This window comes from Sphingomonas sp. PP-CC-3A-396, assembly GCF_004343105.1.
Taxonomy (GTDB): Bacteria; Pseudomonadota; Alphaproteobacteria; order Sphingomonadales; family Sphingomonadaceae; genus Sphingomonas.
Genome location: NZ_SLYF01000002.1, coordinates 352,963 through 373,664, shown reverse-complemented (window position 1 = coordinate 373,664; position 20,702 = coordinate 352,963). Strand labels below are relative to the sequence as shown.

Genomic DNA, 20,702 nt, shown 5'->3' with positions numbered 1-20,702 from the left:
CGTGCTATCGAGCGCAGCGCCCCCTCCGTCAGCGCTACGCGCTGCCCCCCCCTTGAGGGGAGGAAACAGACATGAAAAAGCCGGCCCGCATCTATGTGCGGACCGGCTTTTTCCTACCCTAAACCTCCGATCAGAAGCGCGAGCGGAGCGTCAGGCCGTAGGTGCGGGGTTCGGCCAGATACGAGGTGAAGATCTGGTTTGCGGTGGTGCCGAACGCCTGGGTCTGCGCCTGGCTGCCCGCCCCCTGGAACGGTGCGTTGAACGCAACCTGCTGATAGTTGGTGTCGAGCAGGTTCTGCGCCCAGACCTCGAGCGCCCACTTCTGCTGCGGCCCACGGATGCCGACGCGGGCGTTCATCAGGAAGAAGCCGTCCTGTGCCTTTTCGGGGAACAGGTCGGAGCCCGTGTTGTAGTCGCTGGTCATGCGGCCATCGACGTAGAACAACGCGGTTAGCCCGGTGTGGCCGATATCCGGCGTCCACGCCGTCGACGCGGTCACGGTGTGCTTCGGGGCATTGGACAGGTTGCTGCCCGAGAGCAGGAACAGTGCGGCATCGAGCGGCTGGCCGCTTTCGGTACCAACCAGATTGTTGCGGAAGCGCGTGTTCGTGTAGGTGTAGCCGAGGTTCACCGAGTAGTTCGGCGCCGGGAACAGCCCGGCTTCAAGCTCGAAACCTTGCGAGATCACGCCGTAATTCGTCTTCCCCGTGCAAGCACCGGTCGTCGAGCTCGCATCCTGATCTGCACCGTTCAGGCTCGTATCGCAGGTGCTGATGTTCTGGACGATGAAGTTGGTGCCGTTGAAGGTGTTCAGCTGGAAGTTCTTGAACTCCTGACGGAAGCCCGCGACGTTGAAGGTGAAATCCTTCGACGTGAACTTCAGGCCGACCTCGTACGCGTTCACGGTCTCGGGATCGAAGCGCAGATTGGCGGCGCTAGCGTTGGTCGGCGACGAGAATACGTTGGCCGTCAGATCCGAACGATCGAGATTATAGCCGCCCGCCTTGTAGCCGCGCGAGTAGGACGCATACAGCAACGTGTCGGTCCGCGGCTTGTACGAGATCACGCCGGTGCCGGTGAACTCACCTTCCTTGAAGCCATTATTGAGATCGAGGCCATTGAGCGCAGTCGTCGAGTTGCCTGTGCAGGTAAGCGTGACGATGCCGCCGACGAGCGTCTTGACCGCCGCCGGGACCGCCGCACTGGCGAGCAGCGGGCTGAGATTGGCTTGCTGGACCGGGCAGACTGCATTGTTGTTGTTGAAGTCGCCGTGGAAATCCTTCGCCTCATGCGTGTAGCGCAGGCCACCGGTGATCGACAGCTTGTCGGTTAGCTTGAAGATATTGTGCGTGAAGAACGCGTAGTTCTCGCTGTCCTGATAATAGGTCGAACGGACGTCGCCGACATTGTTGACGGTACTGAGGCGATCGATGCCGGCGAGTACCGTGTTGGTCAGCGCACCGAAGGCTGGCGTCGTGCCGGGCACCTGGCCTGACAACACCGCGCGACCAGCTGCGCTGAGGCAACCCGGGTTGGCCGGGTTACGCAGTGCCGCAGCAGGATTGATCGTCGCGACGATGCGGCAAGCGGCGAACGCGCCATATTGCGTGCCGAACTTCAGATTGTCGGCAACGACAAGGTCTTCCTTCGAGTAATAGCCACCGACCAGCCAGTCGAGCTTGTCGTTGAACAGCGAGCCGTTCAGGCGGACTTCCTGGCTAAAGGTGTGGAACTGGCGGAAGCTGTTACCGTCATCGGGCCGATAGGCAATGTCGAGATTGCCGTAGTCGATATCCCCCGCGCCACCCGATTTGTATTCGCGGTATGCCGTGATCGAGGTGAGCGAGGCGCCGCCGAGGTTGATGTCGATCTGGCCCGAGCCGCCGTAGTCGGTCGTGACGTTCGAATAGGCGCGGCCGGGCGAGTTGGCGATGCGGCGGTTATACGGATCGCCCGCGCTCGGGAAAACCGCACCCATGCTCTGCATGACCTGGACGATGCGGTTGCCCGCGGGATTGATAGCGAAATCGCCGGGGACGCCCGGGGTCGGATCGATCTTTTCCTGCGTGTTAATGTAAACCGCGCCGCAGCACTTCTCGTCGCGGTGCGTGTAGTCGCCGATCAGGCGGACGGTGACGTCGGACGAGGGCTCGAACAGCAGCTGCCCGCGGACGAAATAGCGATTGCGATCGTTGTAATCGGTCTTGTTGACGACGTCGTAATAATAGCCGTCGCGCTTGCCGAATACGCCATCGAGGCGGAACGCGAGCTTGTCTGCGATGATCGGACCGGTCAGCCCGCCGGCGATGCGGACGTTGTTATAGTTGCCGTAGGTCGCCTCAGCGTAGCCACCGAATTTGTACGACGGTAGCTTCGTCAGGATGTTGATCGAACCTGCCGTGGCATTGCGGCCCGACAATGTACCCTGCGGACCGCGCAGAACCTCGATACGATCGACTTCGCCGAGGTCGTTGAGACCCGAGCCGGTGCGGCTGCGATAGACGCCGTCGATGAATACCGCGACCGAGCTCTCAAGGCCCGGGTTGTCGCCGACCGTGCCGATACCGCGAACGCGGGCGGACGCGTTGGCCTCGCTGCCAGTCGAGGAAATCAGCAGAGAGGGGACAAGCTGGGTGGCCTGACGGATGTCATTCGCGCCGGTATTCTCCAGCGCTGCCGAACCGACCGCGGAAACCGCGATCGGCACGTTCGACAGCCGCTCGGAACGACGGGTGGCGGTGATGACGATGTCGCTGGCGTTACCCGAATAGACTGGCGCCGCGGCGACCGGGGTTTGCCCCGCATCGACCGACCCAGCCGCCGTGCCCGACGTCGTCGTCGCGGTCGCCTGCGCTTCGGGCTGCGAGGTCGGGACGTCCTGCGCGAATGCCGGGGCGACGATCGCCGTGGTTGCTGCGGCGGACAACAGATATGCGATCATACGCATCGGCATTCTCTCCTGAGTGTTCGAATGTTTTCGAACTTATGGTTTGGACGTTAGGTAGAGGCCTTACGCTGTTCGCGTCTAGCAATTTCCGCATACGGAAACCGATTTTTGAACATTGTGTCTCCAAACCGCCACATAGTGGCAGACAGCAAACCCTAGTTTCAAATCGCAACTGTTCAGGTGGATGAGCCGGCATGCGCTGACGGGAAGACCAGGACGTTGATCGCTCTCGAACGGCCGCCCCCGACGAATCTTACGCAGGCCCAGCGCCGAGTCTTGCAGACAGCATCATCCGACCGCCGCCGCTTCGTTCGGTGGACGCACCTTGTCGAGTCGTGTGGGATAGCCGCAAGGCCGCCTTGCGTACTGCAGTGGCGGCCCCAGACAGATGGACAGGCAGAAGGCCTGTAGGAAGCCCTTCCTGGGCGCTCCCGCGGTGTGTCAGGCCTGCGCGAAAACCTTGGTGCCGACGATGCCGACCACGGTCAGGGCCATGAAGCAGGCTTGGATGCCGCTGACCTTGTCGCCGAACAGGATGACGCCGCCGATGATGACGCCGATCGCGCCCGCGCCGGTCCAGATCGCATAGGCGGTGCCGGCGGGGAGGCCGCGCATGGCAAGCGCGAGCAGGCCCATGTTGACGAAGCTCAGGACGATCGGGACGCTGGAGGCCTGCCACGTGGCGATCGTGGCCGCCCATTTGAGGCTGAGCGCCCAACAGATTTCGGTGACGACCGCGACCGCGAGGATGAGCCAGGACATGAATGGTCTCCAACGGGCTCAGATTGGAGACTCGGCCGCCGGAAACCCGGGAAGAGACGGCCGCCTGTGAGGAACGGAAAAAGCGCCAAGCGAACTACCGTTCCCCCGCGGAGGCGGGGGTCCAGGGATGCGGGCGCTGTCCTATGAGATCCTGGGCCCCCGCTTTCGCGGGGGAACGGCAGCGCGCAGAGCGCCGCCTCGGATTAGTTCAGGCGGCTGAGGCCCGAGATCGAGCGGTCGACCATCATGCGGTCGGCGGCGGCGTCGTGGTGCTCGGCAATAAGGATACCGGCAGCCTTCGCCGCAGCATCGGCAGCGCGGGCGCGGACTTCGGCGATCGCGGCGCGTTCGGCGGCGGCGATCTTATCCTCGGCCATCTTCGCGCGGCGCGTCATCAGGTCTTCTGCGCCGGCCTTCGCCTTGGCGATGATCGCCGCCGCTTCGTGGTGCGCGTGGGCCTTCATGGCTTCGGCTTCGACGTGCGCGGTCTTGGCCTTCGCCTCGTACTCGGTGCGGATCGCTTCGGCTTCGGCACGGAGCGCCTTGGCTTCGTCAAGCTGCGTACGGATGCCGGCGATGCGCGTGTCGAGCATCTTGCCGATCATCCCTGGAACCTTCTTCCAGATCATCAGCAGGATGACGACGATCATCGCCACCGCGACCCAGCCGGTCGAGGTCAGGCCGAGCGCGGTCGGGTCGGGCACATGCTCGACGCCGCCGGGTGCGGTCGTGTGACCCTGAAGGCCCTGGTTGTCGATCGCACCTTCGGGCGCCATGCCCTCTTCGTGGATGACCTTTGCGGCCGAATCTGGATTAGCCATGCGCCGTCGTCCTGCGTACCGCGTCGGTCGCCGCGTCCAGGCTGACCTGGAGGCCGGCGACCTTGGCGGCCAATTGCTGTGCTGCTTCGGCGGCGACACCCTGCAGGTTCGAGAGTGCCTCGGCCTTGGCGTTCGCTACCGCCAGATCGTGATGACCCAGACGCTCGGCGAGTTCGGCGTCGGCCGCGTGGACCTGCTGCTCGAATGCGGTCGCCGCACGCTTGGCCGCTGCCGCGGTCTCGGCCTGCGCCGCGACGCGCGCCGCATCCATTTCGGCCTGCCAGTCCGCCTGGACCGTATCGGCCTGCGTACGGGCAGCGACAGCTGCCGCCAGATCGCCCGCGATTCGGCCTTCGCGCGAGTCCACGTTGGACACGATCTTTGGCACCATTCCCTTGCCGATCCCGAAATACAGGATGCCGAAGGTGAGGAGCAGCCAGAAGATCTGCGAGGCGTAGGTAGCGGCTATCTGGGAAATCTGGGGCATGTCGGTCCTTCGTGAAACGGCCGGGCGCGGTCGCCCGGCCAATTCAGCGAGTTGTTAGGCGACGAACACGAGGATGATCATCGTGACGAAGGCGAGCAGACCGAGAAGCTCGGCGGCTGCGAAACCGATGAACAGACGGCCCTGCTGGCTGTCGGCTGCGCCCGGGTTGCGCAGAGCGCCGGCGAGGAACTGTGCGAACACGTTGCCCACGCCGAGTGCTGCGAGGCCCATGCCGATCGCTGCGAGGCCGGCACCGATCATCTTTGCTGCTTGTGCGTCCATGGTAAATTCCCTTTGAAAATTAGTTGGTAATGGAAAAACTTAGTGAAGGTTTACGGCGTCGTTCAGATAGACCGACGTCAGCAACGCGAACACGTATGCCTGGATCGCGGCGACCAGCAACTCGAGCAGCGTGATGCCGATCATCAGCAGCATGCTCGGCGCGCTCACCAGACCGATATACATCCCGCCGAGGTTCAGACCGTTGATCACGAACGCGGCCAGCACCTTGAGCAGGATATGCCCTGCGGTCATCGCCACGAACAGTCGCAGACCGAGCGAGAACGGACGTACCAGGAACGACATCAGCTCGACCACGAAGATCAGCGGAATCATCAGTGCGGGCGTACCGCTCGGCACGAACAGCGAGAAGAAGTGGAAGCCGTGCTTACCGAAACCGACGAGCAGCACGATCGCGAAGCTGATCAGCGCCAGCACGCCGGTGACGGTCATGTGGCTGGTCACGGTGAACGGATGCACGCCGGGGACGATGCCGAACGGCAGGAGCCCGATGATGTTCGCGAACAGGATGAACATGAACAGCGAGAAGACATAGGGCACGAAGCGCTTGCCGCCCGGGCCGACATTCTGCTCGAGCATCCCCGAGATGAAGCCGGTGAAGCCCTCGACCGCCATCTGCCAGCGACCGGGGATGAGCTCGCGCTTCATACCACCGATCATGAACGCCCAAAGCGCGACCAGCGTCACCACCATCCACAATGCGGAATTGGTGAACGACAGGTCATAGCCACCAACGATCCAGTGCGAGCCGAACGCCGGCTCGATCAGGAACTGGTGCATCGGATCGATCTTGCCGCCCTGTTCTGCCGCCACGTGGAATCCCTGCCGTCTTGATACGACAAACGCCCGGTTACTCCGGGCGTTCGCCTGAAATTCGAATGATCTGCCTGAACGCGACCGCTATCCCGAGGAACAGCAACACGATCAGTCCCCAAGGGCCAGTGCCGAACCAATGGTCTATCAACCACCCGATCAGCGCACTGCCGACGAGACTCCCGATCAGGGCGGAAATAACGCGATTGCCTTGCGAGTAGCCCCGCTCGGCATCCGCCCCCTTCTGCCCCTTTGCGAGCGTTTCCCGATGCTGCGCCTCTCGCAATCGCTCATCGAGCGCGGAAAGTCGCGGATCTTCAACACCCTGGGGGTCCTGTCCGGGTTCGATCTCCGCCACGCACGTTCCTCCACCTGATTTCGCATCGGGGAGGAAGCAAGCAGCGACGAGCGATCCCGCCAAGGCGCGGTCCGTTTAGAAAAGGGGGGGGTGCAAGTCAACCGGTGTGACAGGGGTGTCATTAATCGAGGCGTTTGAATCCTTCCCCGTCAGGGGGAGGTGGCACCGCAGGTGACGGAGGGGGAGGACACGGAACGGAGGTTCTCCTTACCTCCCCCTCCGTCCGGCAAGCGCCAGACACCTCCCGCTGGCAGGGGAGGATTTTAGAGCTGAACCTCGATACGGCCACGCTCTTCGTCATCCCGGCGAAAGCCGGGACCCCGCACCGCGAGGGGACACCTGCTATTCGTATTTCCACCCAATCCCGTCACCCCAGCGAAAGCTGGGGTATCCCCGTAATGGAGCACCCCCTTGCCGCACGAGACTCCAGCTTTCGCTGGGGTAACGGTGAAGGGCGGAGGACGCTCCCGTCTTCGTCACCCCGGGCTTGTTCCGGGGTTCACGGTTCCGCGCTCTCACGACTATCGAACCCGCGGAACGGTGGATGCCGGAACGAGCCCGGCATGACGGACTATCTCAAACGCAGCGCGAATCGCGTTCCGGGGCGCCGGCGGTGCGCGTCTTCCATACGCCGTTGGGCGTCTTGTACTTCTCGCCAGGGTTCGTCGCGGCGATCAGGTTGCACCCGCTGGTAAACGCGAGCTGCTCGACCGTCGCACCACTTGCCTGCGCCTTCTGCGTATACGCCGACTTGCGCTGGATATTGATGTTGTTGACCAGCGCGCGCAGATCGCCGCTCGCCGCACCGACGAGGCCGAGATACCCGTCGGGCTGCTCGCCGACTTCGCCACCGGCACGCGCCGCGGCATAGGCCGGATCGCGCTGCGCCGACGCCGCCACCGAAAGGCCGCCGAGAGCCGCGGCTGCGGCAATCATGGCAATGACCTTCTTCATATCAAAATATCCCCGGATTCTGCTGGATCAACGATTTCGCCTCGCCATCGAGACGATAGACCACTTCCTGCGTGACGTTGATGTTGAGGTTGATCTCGATAGGCTTGTCGGGCGCCGACACGTTGATGCAGCCCGGCAGGGCGGCCAACAGCCCGATAATCGCGATCGTCCTCGTCATCCTACGCAAGATCGGCCTTTGCTCCAGCTTCTTCAATCCTGTTTCGGTCATGGCACGATCCTGCTTTCCGGGGCCTGAATGGTGGGGAGTTTGGGCGTTGGGTTGGGAGGAGGCGGCGCGGCCTGCTGTTGCAGCAAAGCCGGCAGGTTGCGCTGGATCAGCCGCTTCGGATCATAGAAGCTCTGGGCCGAATCGAGCAGCCCGCGGAACGGTGCCTTGATCCGGATATTGAACACAAACGGCAGCTTTTGCAGGCGACGGACGATGAAGTTCGACTTCGCCCCCTCGCCCTGGCTGATCCCGGCAAAGCGCACATCGGTGACCATCTCGCCCGCGAGCGGCCCATTCATGCCGACCCGCAACGACTGATACCGCAACGATTTCAGCGCCTGGAACGCAATGTTCGCCCACATGCCGAGATCCTTCTGGCTGAGATCGCCGACATAGGCGAGCGTGCCGCCGCCCGGCCGGACGCGCAGGTCGCCGCCCTCGATCCGCCCGCCGGTCTCGTCGAAGATCATCGGCAGCACGCCGTCGAAGATCCCGGTCGCGTCGAGATTCTTGAAATCGAACTGTTGCAGGAACTGGTCGGCCGCCATGTTGGCGATGTGGAACGTCATCCGCCGCTCGGACTGCGCGGAGAAATCAAGCAGGGTCGGATCGAGCGTGAGCGATCCGCCAGCGAACGGCCATGAGCCGCCCTCGACCTGCACGCGCGCACCGGGCAGCGTCTGGTAGCGGATCGTGCCGTCGGTGACCGGGATGCCGGGGTTGAGCGTACGGATCGTCGCCACCTGCCCCGGGGCGCTCTGGAGGTTGAGCAGGTCGGTGAAGCGGATCTCAGTGGCGATGCCGGTGACGGGGCCGAATGCGGCAGCAAGATCGGTGCCGGCGGTGCGGAACACGCCGGTGCTGGTCACGCCGTCGGGGTTCCAGGCGATATGTCCCTCGCCGCTGACCGATCCGTTGACGTCGGCGATCACGCCGAACGTAAGCGGGGTGAGTGCGTCGGGTTGCAGCTTGTCCTTGGCGAACGCGATCGCAGGGACATTCAAGTCGGCCTTCCCTGCACCCGCGCCGAGAGCGTGGGTCAGCGTGACGTCGGCGACCTTGGTGTTGGTGGTCGGCTCGAACAGCGTGCCCGCCGCGGTGATCGTGCCGTTGACCAGTTGAAGCGTCACGGTGCGCGCGGCGAGCGGCTTGAACCGCGGAGTCGGCGCGGCATCGGTTACCCCCATCGCGCCGGTGAGGTTGAGCGCGCCGCCAGCCAGCGTCCAATCGCCCGCCGCATCGCCGAGCAGCAGCGGGACATTGGCGATCTGCCCCGAGCCGTCGGCGAAGGCGCCAGCCAAGCCCTGCCCCGTCATGCGACCGGTAACGGTGCCGAAATCGAGTCGCGTGACACGTTCGGGCACGCCGATGCTGGTCTGCACGCCCTCGATCCGAAAGCCGCGATCGGCCAGCCGCACGGTCGCCCCGGCGGTCGCCAGCGCGATCGGCGTGGTGCCGAGTCGTCCACCCAGCTTCGCCGCCGCGATCTTTGCGCCACCGCCGATCCGCGCGCCGTTGACCTGCACTAGCGCCCCATCGACCGGACACAGGGTGAGTCTGGACGGGTCGAGCACCAGCCCGGATATCGCGAGGCGCTGCACCGCCAGCGGTGCGCAACCGGTGTTGACGATCAGCCGCCCGCGACCGTTCCACAACGCAGACACCGGCATCGACAGGCCGTCGACTCGGTTGCCAGGTCCTCCTGCACCGATCGGTCCCCCGAGCGTGACTCGCGTCGCGATCGAGGTCGCCCCGCCCGGCGTCGCGCTGAACGTGACGGGGGTGAGCGCCAGACTTGCGCCACCCGCCGCATAAGGCGCGATGGTGGCGACGCCACGGATCGCCGAGCCGGGTTTCGCCTGCGCGAGCGAGATACGCGCCTCGGGCAGGCCGCCGCCGCGCATCCCGAGAACTGTGTCGAGCCGTACGCCGTCATTCGGCCAGCCGAACGCGACCCCGCTCCCGCCGCTGAGCGCCACGCGCGCACCGCTGGCAGACGCAAGCGCGAGACGGGACAGCACCGCCTTGCCGCGTCCGCCGTCGATCTGCACGTGCAGGTCGGTGTCCGCAGCAAATCCGCGGCCGGCCTTCTGGGCCGCCTGCGTGATCGCCGTTGCCAACGGTGCTACGGGGGTCCCAGCGGCCGCACCGCCGATCCCAGCCAGTCCCGCGAGTCGCTTCTGCGCCACCGTGGCGCCGCTCGCCTGAACACGTCCGTCGAACGCGATCTTCTTGCCGATCCGGTAGGTGCCGGCGAACGCAATTCGGCGCGCGCCGCCTTCGGTGGTGCGAACCGTATCGGCGGCGATGTTCGCCTTGCCGCCGGTCGCCGCCGCGGTTCCGGCGAAGTCGATCGTGCCTCCGGCACCGGCTAAAGTCGCACCCGGCGTCCGTGCCGCGCCCGTCTTGAGTGTCGACTTGCCCTGCCAGCGATCGAGCGCGGCGGAGAGTCCGACGTCAAGATCGGCCACGATCCGGTCCGCCTGCGTCGTCCCGCACGCAAGCCGCGACACGCGCACCGGCCCCGTGATCGTCGGCTTTGCCGCGTCGATCCGCAGCTTCACCGTCGCCGCCAGCCGATCGATCGCGCACCCGCCGACATCGAGCCGCTCGCTGATCGCCGCCAGCGTGCCGCGGAACCCGTCGTCAAGTTTGCCAGAGCCTGCCAGCTTCAAGCCGACGACACCTTGCGGAGTCTCCAGCCGCAGCCGCCCGTCGGCCACCGACACGTCGAGCGCGGGCAGCGAAAACGGCTTCCCCGACGAGGCCGGCAGCAACTTGTCGATCGCACCGAGCGAGACCTTCCCATCGACCAGCCGCCCACGTAGCCGCACTTTCCCCGCGCGAACGCCCTCCAGATACGGTCCAGACAACCCAACGCCGGTCCGCGTCTCGACCCAGTCGGCGACAAGATCGGGATGTGCCGGATCGCCGATCACGACATTGGTCAATCGCTGGCCACCCAGCGCGAGGTCGGCGATGTCATAGCGCGCGGGCACGCCGGCCTTGGCGAGTTCACGGTCGATGAACCCTTCGGCGATCGGTTTCCGCACCAGCCAGAGCACCACCAGCCCAGCGAGCACAATCAGCGCGATCACCAGCGCAACGCGGCGGGCCGTCGCGGGACGGCGAGGGTCGGCCCCGGGGTCGGGCCCCGTCTCGCTCGTCTCGCTCACTTACTCACTCCGCCACGCTCAGGCCCCCTGCATAGGCGGGTGCGGGGGCGTCATGCAATTGCGCGCGGATGTGCTAGCGTCACGATATGGCCGAACCGGACGACGAGATCGACGATCTGAAGGGCCATCGGGGCCGCCTCCGCAAACGCCTGTTCGAAGGCGGTAGCGACGCATTGCTCGACCACGAACTCATCGAATATCTGCTCGCGATCGCGATTCCGCGCGGCGACACCAAGGCGCTCGCCAAGGCCTTGATGCGCGAGTTTGGCGGGATCGGCGGAGTCCTCACCGCGGATGCCGAGGCGCTCGGCCGGGTAGAGGGCATGGGCGACATCTCGACCGCAGCGATCAAGGTCGCACACGCCGCCGCGATCCGCCTGCTGCAATCGCACGTCAGCGACCGCCCGGTGCTCGCCAACTGGCAGGCGCTGCTCGACTATCTACGCGCCGACATGGCGCACCACGCGATCGAGCGCTTCCGCGTGCTGCATCTGAACACGAAGAACATGCTGATCCGCGACGAGGTGATGAGCAAGGGCTCGATCGACCAGGCCGCGGTCTATGTCCGCGAGGTGATCCGCCGCGCGATCGATCTGGGCTCGGCGTCGATCATCCTCGTCCACAACCATCCGAGCGGAGACCCCTCCCCCAGCCGCGCCGACATCGAGATCACGCGCACCATCGCCGAGGCGGGCAAGCGGCTCGGCATCACCGTGCACGATCATATCGTGATGGGCACCGGCGGCCATGTCAGCCTGCGCGCCCAAGGATTAATCTGACGCAACTAGATAGTTTCGGGAAAGGCGGGACGTTTCCCCCGCGCCTTCGTTGTCCACCCAAAGGAATTTCATGTGGACAACAAGTTACACGACGAACCCTCGACCGTGACCGCGGAACACGGGCAGGTCCTGGTCGATGGGCCGGACGGCGTTGCGGTATCGCTGACACCCGATGCTGCAGTCGAGACATCCGACCGGCTTCTCGAAGCGGCGGTCGAAGCGCAGGGCCAGATTTTGACGATGACCCTGGCTGACAAGGAACATGCAGCGCGCAAGGCTGGCTGACCGTCGCGTTATCTTCGGGCCAGCGGTCCTATGTCGTACTGAATTACGACATCCAATCCGCTCTGCCATCCTCGTCCAAGGCCAAACAAGGGCCATATCAGTCGGCGTGCGTGGGGATTTTTGTCCAATCAGCCCATTCCCACTGTTCGATGGCGCATCGGCGCACGATCGATGCCGTCGATGTCTACGATATCCGGATGCAGCGCCCGATGTCGCGCGCCTCGGATCAGGTCCGCGTGCGGTTCCTGTCGATCATGCGGACCGGCGCGATCTGAGCCCGATAAGCGAAAGGCCGCCGGGCGAACCAGACGGCCTTTTCTATGGCGTAGATCCGGAAGCGGACGATCAGCCCTGCGACAGGAAGCTGGTCAGTTCCGGCTTCGACAGCGACTTGTTCTTGTCGGTATCGGCCTGTGCGAATGCGGCAGCGACCCATTTCTTGGTTTCGGGCGCGGTCGCTTTGGTGGTCGGATCGGTCTTGGTTTTCAGCGCGACCATCCATGCGGCGAACTCAACCGTGCTGAGCTTGCCGTCTTTGTTCGTGTCGTAGGTCGGGAATTCGCTGTCGACGACCTGCGCGACCTGAGTGCCGTTCGCGGGCTGCGTCGCCTCAGCGGTTTGCGCGGGTGCGGAAGTTTGGCTCGGCGCGGTCTGGGCCGGCGACATGGAAGGATCGGCCGAGCCTGGCATGGCGGTGGGCGCAGTCTGCGTCGATGTCGCGGCGGTTTGCGCGAGCGCCGGTGCAGCAATCGTCATCGTTGCTGCGAGCAGAGCATATTTAAGCATTGCCATTCTCCATCGATACTTCGAAATCTTTACTCGATCATCACCGCCACATCCTCATTGATACTGATCGGATGCTGCAAAACGATGATCGCTGGCGACGGATATAGGCCGAACGCATTGCAGTTTGTACCCCCGTCGATGGCCTGCTAGGCGCTCCGAAGGCGTCTCCCGAGGGGAGCACGCGACGAACCGTGCCATTCACCAGCCCCGAGGAAACCCATGGTCCCCCGCTATTCCCGCCCCGACATGGTTGCGATCTGGACGCCCGAAGCGCGCTTCAAGATCTGGTTCGAGATCGAGGCGCACGCCACCGACGCGCTCGCCGAACTGGGCGTCGTGCCCAAGGAAGCCGCCGCCGCGATCTGGGAAAAGGGCGCGTTCGAGGTCGGCCGGATCGACGAGATCGAGCGCGAAACCAAGCACGACGTCATCGCCTTCCTGACTAACGTCGCCGAGCATGTCGGGCCGGAAGCGCGCTTCATGCACCAGGGCATGACCTCGTCGGACGTGCTCGACACGTGCCTGGCCGTGCAGCTGGCCAAGGCGAGCGACATCCTGATCGCCGATCTCGACGCTTTGCTGGTGGTGCTCGAACGCCGCGCGCGCGAGCACAAGATGACGCCGACGATCGGTCGCAGCCACGGCATCCACGCCGAGCCGGTGACGTTCGGGCTGAAGCTCGCCCAGGCGCATGCCGAGTTCGCCCGCAACCGAGCGCGGCTGGTGGCGGCGCGCGAGGACGTCGCGACCTGCGCGATCTCGGGCGCGGTGGGGACGTTCGCGAACATCGATCCGTTCGTCGAGGAATATGTCGCGGGCAAGCTCGGGCTATCGGTCGAACCCGTCTCGACGCAGGTGATTCCGCGCGATCGTCACGCGATGTTCTTTGCGACCTTGGGCGTGATCGCCAGCTCGATCGAGCGGCTCGCGACCGAAGTGCGCCATCTTCAGCGCACCGAAGTGCTCGAGGCGGAGGAGTTCTTCTCGCCCGGCCAGAAGGGCTCGTCGGCAATGCCGCACAAACGCAACCCTGTACTGACCGAGAACCTGACCGGTCTCGCGCGGATGGTCCGCGGGTATGTGACGCCTGCACTGGAGAACGTCGCCCTGTGGCATGAGCGCGACATCTCGCATTCGTCGGTCGAGCGGTACATCGGACCCGATGCGACGATCACGCTCGACTTCGCGCTCGCACGGCTGACCGGGGTGATGGACAAACTGGTCGTCTATCCCGAGCGGATGTTGAAGAATCTCAACAAGATGGGCGGCCTCGTCCATTCGCAGCGCGTGCTGCTGGCACTGACGCAGGCGGGGGTGAGCCGCGAGGACGCGTATCGCCTCGTCCAGCGCAACGCGATGAAGGTGTGGGACTCGGATGGCGCGCTGTCGCTGCTCGAACTGCTGAAGGAGGATCCCGAAGTGACGCTGTCGGACGCCGAACTCGAGGACAAGTTCGACCTCGGCTATCATCTGAAGCACGTCGACACGATCTTCGCGCGGGTCTTCGGCGCAGCCTGAGACCGGCCGCGGTCAGACCCATCCCCTCCGTCACCCCGGACGTGTTCCGGGGTCACCCCGGACGTGTTCCGGGGTCCACCGTTCCGCGCACTCCAGGCCATCGAGTTTGCGGGACCGTGGATGCCGGAACAAGCCCGGCATGACGGCGCACCCGATCGCTGAGTCCACCAAAATTCACGCCAAGATGCACGCAACGCAATTGCGATTACGTGTTACAAAATTGCGACAACGCGCAACTATAGCCATATCGCCCTTGCCGGATATGTTTCCGGCATCGGAGACCTACCCATGCGCATGTTCGAAACCGTGACCAGCACCATGCTGGCGATCGCGGCTCAAGCGCTGGTGGTCGGGGTGGTCATCACCGCCCTCTGATCCATCGGCCCGCCCGCCCCCTTCCGAGGGGGCGCGGCTAGGCCGGAGGAGCAGCGCGAGATCCGCCAATATCTGGTGGCCTACCCTGCATTTTGGCTCGCTAGCCTTGTCAGAAATCTGACTATCCCAATTAAATAAGGCGATCCCAAACGCTTAGGTGTTTGGCATTATTAATGCTGTAACACAGACATGGCGCAGTTCGGCGTCATTCTCTGTGAAAGGCATTCCATGTTCAGTCCCTCTCGTTCCGCCCTGCCGCTCTTCTGGTAGCGAGCATCGTCGTGCTCGGTGGCGCCTCCGTTCCCGCATTCGCAGCCGGCGACAAGCCGATTTCCGTCACCATGCCCGCGAGCGTCTTCAAGGACGATACCAGCCGCGTCTGCATGCCGCGCACCATTCTGGGTCGCAAGGCGGACAAGACGCTGCCCGAGACGATCTGCGAAACCCGGTCCGAATGGAGCGCACGCGGCGTCGTCATTCGTACGAAGTGAAGGCGGCGGCCCAGTCCGACAAGCAAACGGCGGCTCGACCGATCCTCCCCCGCAAGGGGGAGGTGTCACCGAAGGTGACGGAGGGGGAGGACACGGAGCCGAGGTTATCGCTTACCTCCCCCTCCGTCTGGCAAGAGCTAGCCACCTCCCCCTGGCGGGAGGATTAGACGACGTTCAATTCATCAGATCGACGGCGGTTACCGCGTGCGCGGATAGCGTGCCGCGAATTCCTCGTCCGACATCATCAGATAGCGGATCATGTCGATCAACGCCCAGGGTGCGCTGATGACCAGTCCTACCACGGTGATGGTCAGCACCAGCATGATGATCCCCGAGCCCGTCCTGCCGAGATAGAAGCGATGGATGCCGAGCGTGCCGATCACGAACGCCATGACGGCGGCCACATATTTGTTGCGGTCGTTGGCCGGGACGACAGCGGCTGGCGGCACCGCGCGACGCGGGCCAGGCGCGGTCGGCATCGGGAAGACGCTGAGCGCACGATCGTTGGCGGCTTCGAAATCGACTTCGATGCCGATCGCCGGTTCGCCGCGATGCGCCCAATCCTCCGGCGCGAACCGATAGCGTTGTCCGTCCTGCCCCGCGACGATGCCTTCGCCCGTGCGGGGATCGACGCCTAAAACCTGTCCGCGCATATCATTCCTCGATGTTCGCTTTTCATTCTGGCGGATGCCAAGGATCAGGCAAGCTCGAACTTACGCGTGTCATCCGACATGACCCGCAAGGACTATCGTCAGCCGGAGATCTGTGCCCTCATGCTGGTGACAGTCGGCCATCATATTACTCGACGCGGGACAACTCCCAACGCCCGTCACCCCAGCGAAAACTGGGGTATTCCTGTTGGTACGCGGTACAACACAAACAGTGAGATCCCAGCTTTCGCTGGGATGACGAGTGGGGCGGGATAACTGCGGTAGGCATGCGGTTCGGTAACGTACGGGCCGGTATAACACCGGCCCGTTGTCGTATCATTCGCCCGCGAACACGCCCTTCAGCTTGGCGAAGAAGCCCTGGCTCGCCGGGCACTCATCACCCGTCTCCGTCTCGCGGAACATCTCGAGCAGTTCCTTTTGGCGGTTGCTGAGACGCGTGGGGGTTTCGACGTCGATCTGGACGACGAGGTCGCCGAAGCCGCGGCCTTGCAGGACGGGCATGCCGGCGCCGCGCTGACGGAGCTGCTTGCCCGACTGGATGCCGGCGGGGATCTTCACCTCGTGCGTGCGACCATCGAGGCCGGGGATCGACAGCGCCCCGCCGAGCGACGCGACCGTGAAGCTGATCGGTGCGCGCGCGAACAATGTCGTGCCTTCGCGTTCGAACAGATTGTGCTTGGTGACGTGGAGGAAGATGTAGAGGTCGCCGGACGGCGCGCCGCGAGCGCCCGCCTCGCCTTCGCCCGACATGCGGATGCGCGTGCCTTCGTCGACGCCGGGGGGGACGTTGATCGACAGCGTCTTGGTCTTCTCGACGCGACCTTCGCCGCGGCAATCGGGGCACGGGTCGGCGATGACTTCGCCCGCGCCATTGCAGACCGGGCAAGCGCGCTCGACCACGAAGAAGCCTTGCTGCGCACGGACCTTCCCATGGCCGCCGCAATGCTGACAGGTCTTCGCGCGTGTGCCGGCCTTGGCGCCCGAGCCATCGCAGGTGTCGCACAGCGCGGAGACGTCGATCGTGATCTCGGTCGTCTTGCCGTGGAACGCTTCCTCGAGGCTCACTTCCATGTCGTAGCGCAGGTCCGCGCCGCGCCGCGCCGCAGACCGGCCGCCGCCACGCTGCGCGCCGCCCATGAATTCGCCGAAGACGCTTTCGAAGATGTCGCTGAAGCCGCCGAAGTCCTGCGCACCGCCACCGTGACCACCACCGCCGCCGTTCTGGAACGCGGCGTGGCCAAACCGATCATAGGCCGCGCGCTTCTGCGGATCCTTGAGGCACTCGTACGCCTCGCTGACCGCCTTGAACTGCGCTTCGGAATCCTTGCAGCCGGCGTTCTTGTCCGGGTGATATTTCATCGCGAGCTTGCGGTAGGACGACTTGATCGTCCCCGCATCCGCGGTCCGCTCGCATTCGAGCAGTTCGTAATAATCTGTCTGGGTACTCATGATCTCAAGCCCTCTCCCCTCCGGGGAGAGGGTTGGGAGAGGGGCGCCACACGCGGCCCCTCTCGGTACTGCCCCTCACCCCGACCCTCTCCCCGACGGGGAGAGGGGGACGTCGGTTACGCCTTCGGGTTGTCGTCGACTTCCGAGAACTCGGCGTCGACGACGTCGTCGTCCTTCTTCGCGCCGTCACCGTCAGCCGACGGCGATGCGTCCGCCTGGGCCTGCTTCTCGTAGATCGCCTGGCCGAGCTTCATCGCGACCTGGGCGAGCGCAGTGCTCTTCTCGGTCATCGCATCCGCATCGCCGCTCTCGACCGCAGCCTTGGTCGCGTCGATCGCGGCCTGGATCTCGGTCTTCAGCGACTCGTCGACCTTGTCGCCATTGTCGGCAAGCTGACGCTCGGTGGTGTGGACCAGCGACTCGGCGTTGTTCTTCGCCTCGGCGCCCGCACGACGCTTCTTGTCTTCCTCGGCGAAGGTCTCGGCGTCGCGAACCATCTGGTCGATGTCGTTGTCCGAGAGGCCACCCGATGCCTGGATGCGGATCTGCTGCTCCTTGCCGGTGCCCTTGTCCTTGGCCGAAACGCTGACCAGACCGTTGGCATCGATGTCGAACGTGACTTCGATCTGCGGCACGCCGCGGGGTGCGGGCGGGATGCCGACGAGATCGAAATTGCCGAGCATCTTGTTGTCGGCCGCCATCTCGCGCTCGCCCTGGAACACGCGGATCGTCACCGCGCCCTGGTTGTCGTCGGCGGTCGAATAGGTCTGCGACTTCTTTGTCGGGATCGTCGTGTTGCGATCGATCATCCGGGTGAACACGCCACCCAGCGTCTCGATGCCGAGCGACAGCGGCGTCACGTCGAGCAGCAGCACGTCCTTGACGTCGCCCTGCAGCACGCCGGCCTGGATCGCGGCGCCCATCGCGACGACCTCGTCCGGGTTGACGCCGGTGTGCGGCTCCTTGCCAAAGAACTGCTTCACGACTTCACGCACGCGCGGCATGCGCGTCATGCCGCCGACCAGCACGACTTCCGAGATGTCCTCGGGCTTCAGGCCGCCGTCTGCGAGCGCCTTGCGGCAAGGTTCGAGCGTACGCTTGACCAAATCCTCGACCATCCGCTCCAGATCGGCGCGGGTGATCGACTTGACCAGATGCTTCGGGCCGTTCTGGTCCGCGGTGATGAAGGGCAGGTTGACCTCGGTCGACTGCGCCGAGCTGAGCTCGATCTTCGCCTTCTCGGCCGCTTCCTTCAGACGCTGCAGCGCCAGCTTGTCCTTGGCAAGGTCGATGCCTTCCGCCTTCTTGAACTCGTCGGCGAGATACTGGACGATCTTGTTGTCGAAATCCTCACCGCCGAGGAAGGTATCGCCGTTCGTGGCCTTCACCTCGAACACGCCGTCGCCGATTTCCAGCACCGAAATGTCGAACGTGCCGCCGCCGAGATCGTAGACCGCGATCGTCTTGCCGTCCTGCTTGTCGAGGCCATAGGCCAGCGCCGCCGCGGTCGGCTCGTTGATGATGCGCAGCACTTCAAGGCCGGCGATCTGGCCAGCATCCTTGGTCGCCTGGCGCTGTGCGTCGTTGAAGTACGCGGGAACGGTGATGACCGCCTGCGTGACCGTCTCGCCAAGGTACGACTCAGCGGTCTCCTTCATCTTCTGCAGCGTGAACGCCGAGATCTGCGACGGCGAGTAATCCTTGCCGCCGGCCGAGACCCATGCGTCGCCGTTCGGCCCACGCGAAATCTTGTACGGGACCAGCTCGGTGTCCTTCTTGGTGATCGGGTCGTCGAAACGACGGCCGATCAGGCGCTTCACCGCGAAGATGGTGTTGTCGCCGTTCGTCACTGCCTGGCGCTTGGCCGGCTGGCCGACCAGTCGCTCGCCATCCTTGGCGAACGCGACGATCGACGGCGTGGTGCGCGCGCCCTCGGAATTCTCGATGACCTTGGGCTTGCCGCCTTCCATCACGGAAACGCAGCTGTTGGTCGTGCCGAGATCGATACCGATTACTTTAGCCATGAGTTCTGATTAGCCCCTCACTTGAAACGAAAATACGAAACCGGTTCCACCCCGTTACGGCAGTGGAACCTTTCTGATGATGGGCGCGATATAGGTGGCCTCGCGCTTGCCGCAAGATTGTACCCGTCATAGGATGCGCAAGAGGCAGGGCCCGGGGAAAAGTAACCTATGCGTATCGTTTTCGGACTGGGTGTTGCCGCGATGGCACTGGCGTCGTGCTCGAAGCCGAAGGAGCTGTCGGTAGACGGCGCCTGGGTGCGGCTTGGTGCGGTGACGGGGCGACCGGCGGCGGCGTACTTCACGGTACATGGCGGGCCGACGCCGACGACGCTGATTTCGGTTACAACCGACGTCGCGATCAAGTCGGAAATGCACGAGACGATGGCGAAGAACGGCGTGACCTCGATGACGCCGCTCGCGCGCGTGGACATTCCAGCGAACACCGATGTGGCGTTCGCGCCGGGTGGGCGGCATGTGATGCTGTTCGACATGAATTCGGGGATCAAGCCTGCGGATCGCGTGATGCTGACGTTCGCGTTTGCGGACGGGACGCGAATCTTGAACAATGCGACCGTGGTCGCGGCGGGGACTCCTGCGGGCAAGTGAAGCGCGGGCTGACCGAGGGGGAGACCGCGCTGGCGGCGTCGGTGTTCGGCGGCGCGATCGATTATTCTCAGGTCAGCCTGTCGCGGAGCAAATGGGCGTTCTTCCAGCCGCGCGACACGGTGATGGCACCGCGCGGGTGCATCCACTTCCACCCCAAGGGCGACCTGTGGTGCGACGACTTCGCGCATGCGCACCTGACGTTGCAGGGGCTGTTCATTCACGAGATGACGCACATCTGGCAACACCAGCGCGGCGTGTTCCTGCCGTTGGCGCGACATCCCTGGTGCCGGTACGACTATGCGTTCCGGCCGGGGGTGGCGCTACATCGTTACGGCATCGAGCAACAGGGTGAGATCGTGCGCCACGCCTTCCTGCTGCGTGCGGGCGCGAAGGTCGCGGGGGCACCGCCGCTCGCGCAGTACGAGACGGTCCTGCCGTTTACACCGTTAGTGTCGGCCTGACATCAGCCACCCCGTCCCCCCACCGTCATCCCAGCGAAAGCTGGGATCTCAAGCGGCAAGAGCGCGCGCTATGACGGGGTCATCCCAGCTTTCGCTGGGATGACGGACGCTTGTTACAGCCAGTTACGACCATCCGGCCCGGCACACCCGTAAGGTGGCAACTGGCCCGGGAACCGCGCCTGCATCTTGTGACAGCCCCAAGCCCGCATGGGCCCCGGTGCATAGCCGTTCAGCGCGATGCCGACCTCGTCATACGGGCTAGAGCCCTGCGCGACGTACATGTACCAACGCCCGCCGAACATCACCGCCGCCGCGATGAGCACGACGCAAACGACCTGGACGATTTTCTGCATTGAAGACCCCTTTTGTAAATAAGGGCGCCCCGTTGCAGCCAACATGGATCAATTTCA

22 protein-coding genes are annotated in these 20,702 nt (G+C 64.3%); 7 read left to right on the top strand and 15 right to left on the bottom strand.

The window, feature by feature from the left end; all coding sequences use genetic code 11:
• Window positions 1-130: 130 nt before the first annotated feature.
• From C8J40_RS05440 to C8J40_RS05395, 10 genes are all read right to left on the bottom strand, one after another.
• Window positions 131-2,947, bottom strand: a complete 2,817-nt coding sequence (locus tag C8J40_RS05440; protein ID WP_132737623.1) for a TonB-dependent receptor — start codon at window positions 2,945-2,947, stop codon at window positions 131-133.
• A 441-nt stretch (window positions 2,948-3,388) separates the two neighbouring features.
• Window positions 3,389-3,709, bottom strand: a complete 321-nt coding sequence (locus tag C8J40_RS05435; RefSeq protein WP_093399741.1) for an SMR family transporter — start codon at window positions 3,707-3,709, stop codon at window positions 3,389-3,391.
• 203 nt (window positions 3,710-3,912) lie between these two features.
• Window positions 3,913-4,530 (bottom strand): hypothetical protein, encoded by a 618-nt coding sequence (locus C8J40_RS05430; protein WP_132896120.1) that lies wholly within the window; start codon window positions 4,528-4,530, stop codon window positions 3,913-3,915.
• Window positions 4,523-5,017 carry an ATPase gene (locus C8J40_RS05425; protein ID WP_132896119.1) on the bottom strand — a complete coding sequence of 165 codons (495 nt, stop codon included), beginning with the start codon at window positions 5,015-5,017 and terminating at the stop codon, window positions 4,523-4,525. Before C8J40_RS05425 ends, C8J40_RS05430 begins: the two co-directional genes overlap by 8 nt.
• 54 nt (window positions 5,018-5,071) lie before the next feature.
• Window positions 5,072-5,299, bottom strand: a complete 228-nt coding sequence (locus C8J40_RS05420; protein WP_055873230.1) for a F0F1 ATP synthase subunit C — start codon at window positions 5,297-5,299, stop codon at window positions 5,072-5,074.
• Window positions 5,300-5,338: 39 nt separating this feature from the next.
• On the bottom strand, window positions 5,339-6,097 hold the full coding sequence (locus C8J40_RS05415) for a F0F1 ATP synthase subunit A (RefSeq protein WP_132896269.1): 759 nt from the start codon (window positions 6,095-6,097) through the stop codon (window positions 5,339-5,341).
• Between the two features lie 70 nt (window positions 6,098-6,167).
• Window positions 6,168-6,488, bottom strand: a complete 321-nt coding sequence (locus C8J40_RS05410; RefSeq protein WP_056488546.1) for an AtpZ/AtpI family protein — start codon at window positions 6,486-6,488, stop codon at window positions 6,168-6,170.
• A 576-nt stretch (window positions 6,489-7,064) separates the two neighbouring features.
• Complete coding sequence (locus tag C8J40_RS05405) at window positions 7,065-7,442, bottom strand: YdbL family protein (protein WP_132896118.1); 378 nt, start codon at window positions 7,440-7,442, stop codon at window positions 7,065-7,067.
• A gap of 1 nt (window position 7,443) precedes the next feature.
• The gene (locus C8J40_RS05400) at window positions 7,444-7,620 is read right to left on the bottom strand and encodes a YnbE family lipoprotein (protein WP_132738250.1); all 177 of its coding nucleotides are present in this window, start codon (window positions 7,618-7,620) and stop codon (window positions 7,444-7,446) included.
• Window positions 7,621-7,667: 47 nt separating this feature from the next.
• Window positions 7,668-10,847 carry a YdbH domain-containing protein gene (locus C8J40_RS05395; RefSeq protein WP_243693215.1) on the bottom strand — a complete coding sequence of 1,060 codons (3,180 nt, stop codon included), beginning with the start codon at window positions 10,845-10,847 and terminating at the stop codon, window positions 7,668-7,670.
• An 86-nt stretch (window positions 10,848-10,933) separates the two neighbouring features.
• Here C8J40_RS05395 and radC point away from each other — a divergent pair, with 86 nt between their 5' ends.
• The 3 genes from radC to C8J40_RS20905 all read left to right on the top strand — a co-directional run bounded on the left by radC (window position 10,934) and on the right by C8J40_RS20905 (window position 12,186).
• Window positions 10,934-11,626, top strand: coding sequence for a DNA repair protein RadC (gene radC, locus C8J40_RS05390; protein WP_132896117.1), 693 nt, complete (start codon window positions 10,934-10,936; stop codon window positions 11,624-11,626).
• A gap of 72 nt (window positions 11,627-11,698) precedes the next feature.
• On the top strand, window positions 11,699-11,911 hold the full coding sequence (locus C8J40_RS05385; RefSeq protein ID WP_132737606.1) for a hypothetical protein: 213 nt from the start codon (window positions 11,699-11,701) through the stop codon (window positions 11,909-11,911).
• 149 nt (window positions 11,912-12,060) lie between these two features.
• Window positions 12,061-12,186, top strand: a complete 126-nt coding sequence (locus C8J40_RS20905; protein ID WP_279432582.1) for a hypothetical protein — start codon at window positions 12,061-12,063, stop codon at window positions 12,184-12,186.
• 70 nt (window positions 12,187-12,256) lie between these two features.
• Here C8J40_RS20905 and C8J40_RS05380 read toward each other — a convergent pair whose 3' ends face one another.
• The gene (locus tag C8J40_RS05380; RefSeq protein ID WP_132896116.1) at window positions 12,257-12,697 is read right to left on the bottom strand and encodes an EF-hand domain-containing protein; all 441 of its coding nucleotides are present in this window, start codon (window positions 12,695-12,697) and stop codon (window positions 12,257-12,259) included.
• A gap of 219 nt (window positions 12,698-12,916) precedes the next feature.
• Between C8J40_RS05380 and purB the strand changes: the two genes are divergently transcribed.
• Both purB and C8J40_RS05370 read left to right on the top strand, forming a co-directional pair.
• The gene (gene purB, locus C8J40_RS05375) at window positions 12,917-14,215 is read left to right on the top strand and encodes an adenylosuccinate lyase (protein ID WP_132896115.1); all 1,299 of its coding nucleotides are present in this window, start codon (window positions 12,917-12,919) and stop codon (window positions 14,213-14,215) included.
• Window positions 14,216-14,871: 656 nt separating this feature from the next.
• Window positions 14,872-15,081, top strand: a complete 210-nt coding sequence (locus C8J40_RS05370) for a hypothetical protein (protein ID WP_132896114.1) — start codon at window positions 14,872-14,874, stop codon at window positions 15,079-15,081.
• A gap of 197 nt (window positions 15,082-15,278) precedes the next feature.
• Here C8J40_RS05370 and C8J40_RS05365 read toward each other — a convergent pair whose 3' ends face one another.
• From C8J40_RS05365 to dnaK, 3 genes are all read right to left on the bottom strand, one after another.
• Window positions 15,279-15,734 (bottom strand): TM2 domain-containing protein, encoded by a 456-nt coding sequence (locus tag C8J40_RS05365; RefSeq protein WP_132896113.1) that lies wholly within the window; start codon window positions 15,732-15,734, stop codon window positions 15,279-15,281.
• Window positions 15,735-16,067: 333 nt separating this feature from the next.
• Entirely contained in the window at window positions 16,068-17,201 is a 1,134-nt protein-coding gene (gene dnaJ / locus C8J40_RS05360; RefSeq protein ID WP_132896112.1) for a molecular chaperone DnaJ, read from the bottom strand.
• A 116-nt stretch (window positions 17,202-17,317) separates the two neighbouring features.
• Window positions 17,318-19,225 carry a molecular chaperone DnaK gene (dnaK, locus tag C8J40_RS05355; protein WP_132896111.1) on the bottom strand — a complete coding sequence of 636 codons (1,908 nt, stop codon included), beginning with the start codon at window positions 19,223-19,225 and terminating at the stop codon, window positions 17,318-17,320.
• 168 nt (window positions 19,226-19,393) lie between these two features.
• On the opposite strand from dnaK, the gene C8J40_RS05350 reads away from it, so the two are divergent.
• Together C8J40_RS05350 and C8J40_RS05345 are read left to right on the top strand one after the other, a co-directional pair.
• On the top strand, window positions 19,394-19,831 hold the full coding sequence (locus C8J40_RS05350; protein WP_207901147.1) for a copper chaperone PCu(A)C: 438 nt from the start codon (window positions 19,394-19,396) through the stop codon (window positions 19,829-19,831).
• Entirely contained in the window at window positions 19,828-20,292 is a 465-nt protein-coding gene (locus C8J40_RS05345; protein ID WP_132896110.1) for a vgr related protein, read from the top strand. Before C8J40_RS05350 ends, C8J40_RS05345 begins: the two co-directional genes overlap by 4 nt.
• 113 nt (window positions 20,293-20,405) lie before the next feature.
• On the opposite strand, the gene C8J40_RS05340 is transcribed toward C8J40_RS05345, so the two are convergent.
• Window positions 20,406-20,645, bottom strand: a complete 240-nt coding sequence (locus tag C8J40_RS05340) for a hypothetical protein (protein ID WP_132896109.1) — start codon at window positions 20,643-20,645, stop codon at window positions 20,406-20,408.
• Window positions 20,646-20,702: the final 57 nt, after the last annotated feature.

Bases quoted from the DNA above. Each gene is read 5' to 3' on its own strand.
- C8J40_RS05440 (WP_132737623.1), bottom strand. From the start codon at position 2,947: ATGCGTATGATCGCATATCTGTTGTCCGCCGCAGCAACCACGGCGATC.
- C8J40_RS05435 (WP_093399741.1), bottom strand. From the start codon at position 3,709: ATGTCCTGGCTCATCCTCGCGGTCGCGGTCGTCACCGAAATCTGTTGG.
- C8J40_RS05430 (WP_132896120.1), bottom strand. From the start codon at position 4,530: ATGGCTAATCCAGATTCGGCCGCAAAGGTCATCCACGAAGAGGGCATG.
- C8J40_RS05425 (WP_132896119.1), bottom strand. From the start codon at position 5,017: ATGCCCCAGATTTCCCAGATAGCCGCTACCTACGCCTCGCAGATCTTC.
- C8J40_RS05420 (WP_055873230.1), bottom strand. From the start codon at position 5,299: ATGGACGCACAAGCAGCAAAGATGATCGGTGCCGGCCTCGCAGCGATC.
- C8J40_RS05415 (WP_132896269.1), bottom strand. From the start codon at position 6,097: ATGCACCAGTTCCTGATCGAGCCGGCGTTCGGCTCGCACTGGATCGTT.
- C8J40_RS05405 (WP_132896118.1), bottom strand. From the start codon at position 7,442: ATGAAGAAGGTCATTGCCATGATTGCCGCAGCCGCGGCTCTCGGCGGC.
- C8J40_RS05400 (WP_132738250.1), bottom strand. From the start codon at position 7,620: ATGACGAGGACGATCGCGATTATCGGGCTGTTGGCCGCCCTGCCGGGC.
- radC (WP_132896117.1), top strand. From the start codon at position 10,934: ATGGCCGAACCGGACGACGAGATCGACGATCTGAAGGGCCATCGGGGC.
- C8J40_RS20905 (WP_279432582.1), top strand. From the start codon at position 12,061: ATGGCGCATCGGCGCACGATCGATGCCGTCGATGTCTACGATATCCGG.
- C8J40_RS05380 (WP_132896116.1), bottom strand. From the start codon at position 12,697: ATGCTTAAATATGCTCTGCTCGCAGCAACGATGACGATTGCTGCACCG.
- purB (WP_132896115.1), top strand. From the start codon at position 12,917: ATGGTCCCCCGCTATTCCCGCCCCGACATGGTTGCGATCTGGACGCCC.
- C8J40_RS05365 (WP_132896113.1), bottom strand. From the start codon at position 15,734: ATGCGCGGACAGGTTTTAGGCGTCGATCCCCGCACGGGCGAAGGCATC.
- dnaJ (WP_132896112.1), bottom strand. From the start codon at position 17,201: ATGAGTACCCAGACAGATTATTACGAACTGCTCGAATGCGAGCGGACC.
- dnaK (WP_132896111.1), bottom strand. From the start codon at position 19,225: ATGGCTAAAGTAATCGGTATCGATCTCGGCACGACCAACAGCTGCGTT.
- C8J40_RS05350 (WP_207901147.1), top strand. From the start codon at position 19,394: ATGCGTATCGTTTTCGGACTGGGTGTTGCCGCGATGGCACTGGCGTCG.
- C8J40_RS05340 (WP_132896109.1), bottom strand. From the start codon at position 20,645: ATGCAGAAAATCGTCCAGGTCGTTTGCGTCGTGCTCATCGCGGCGGCG.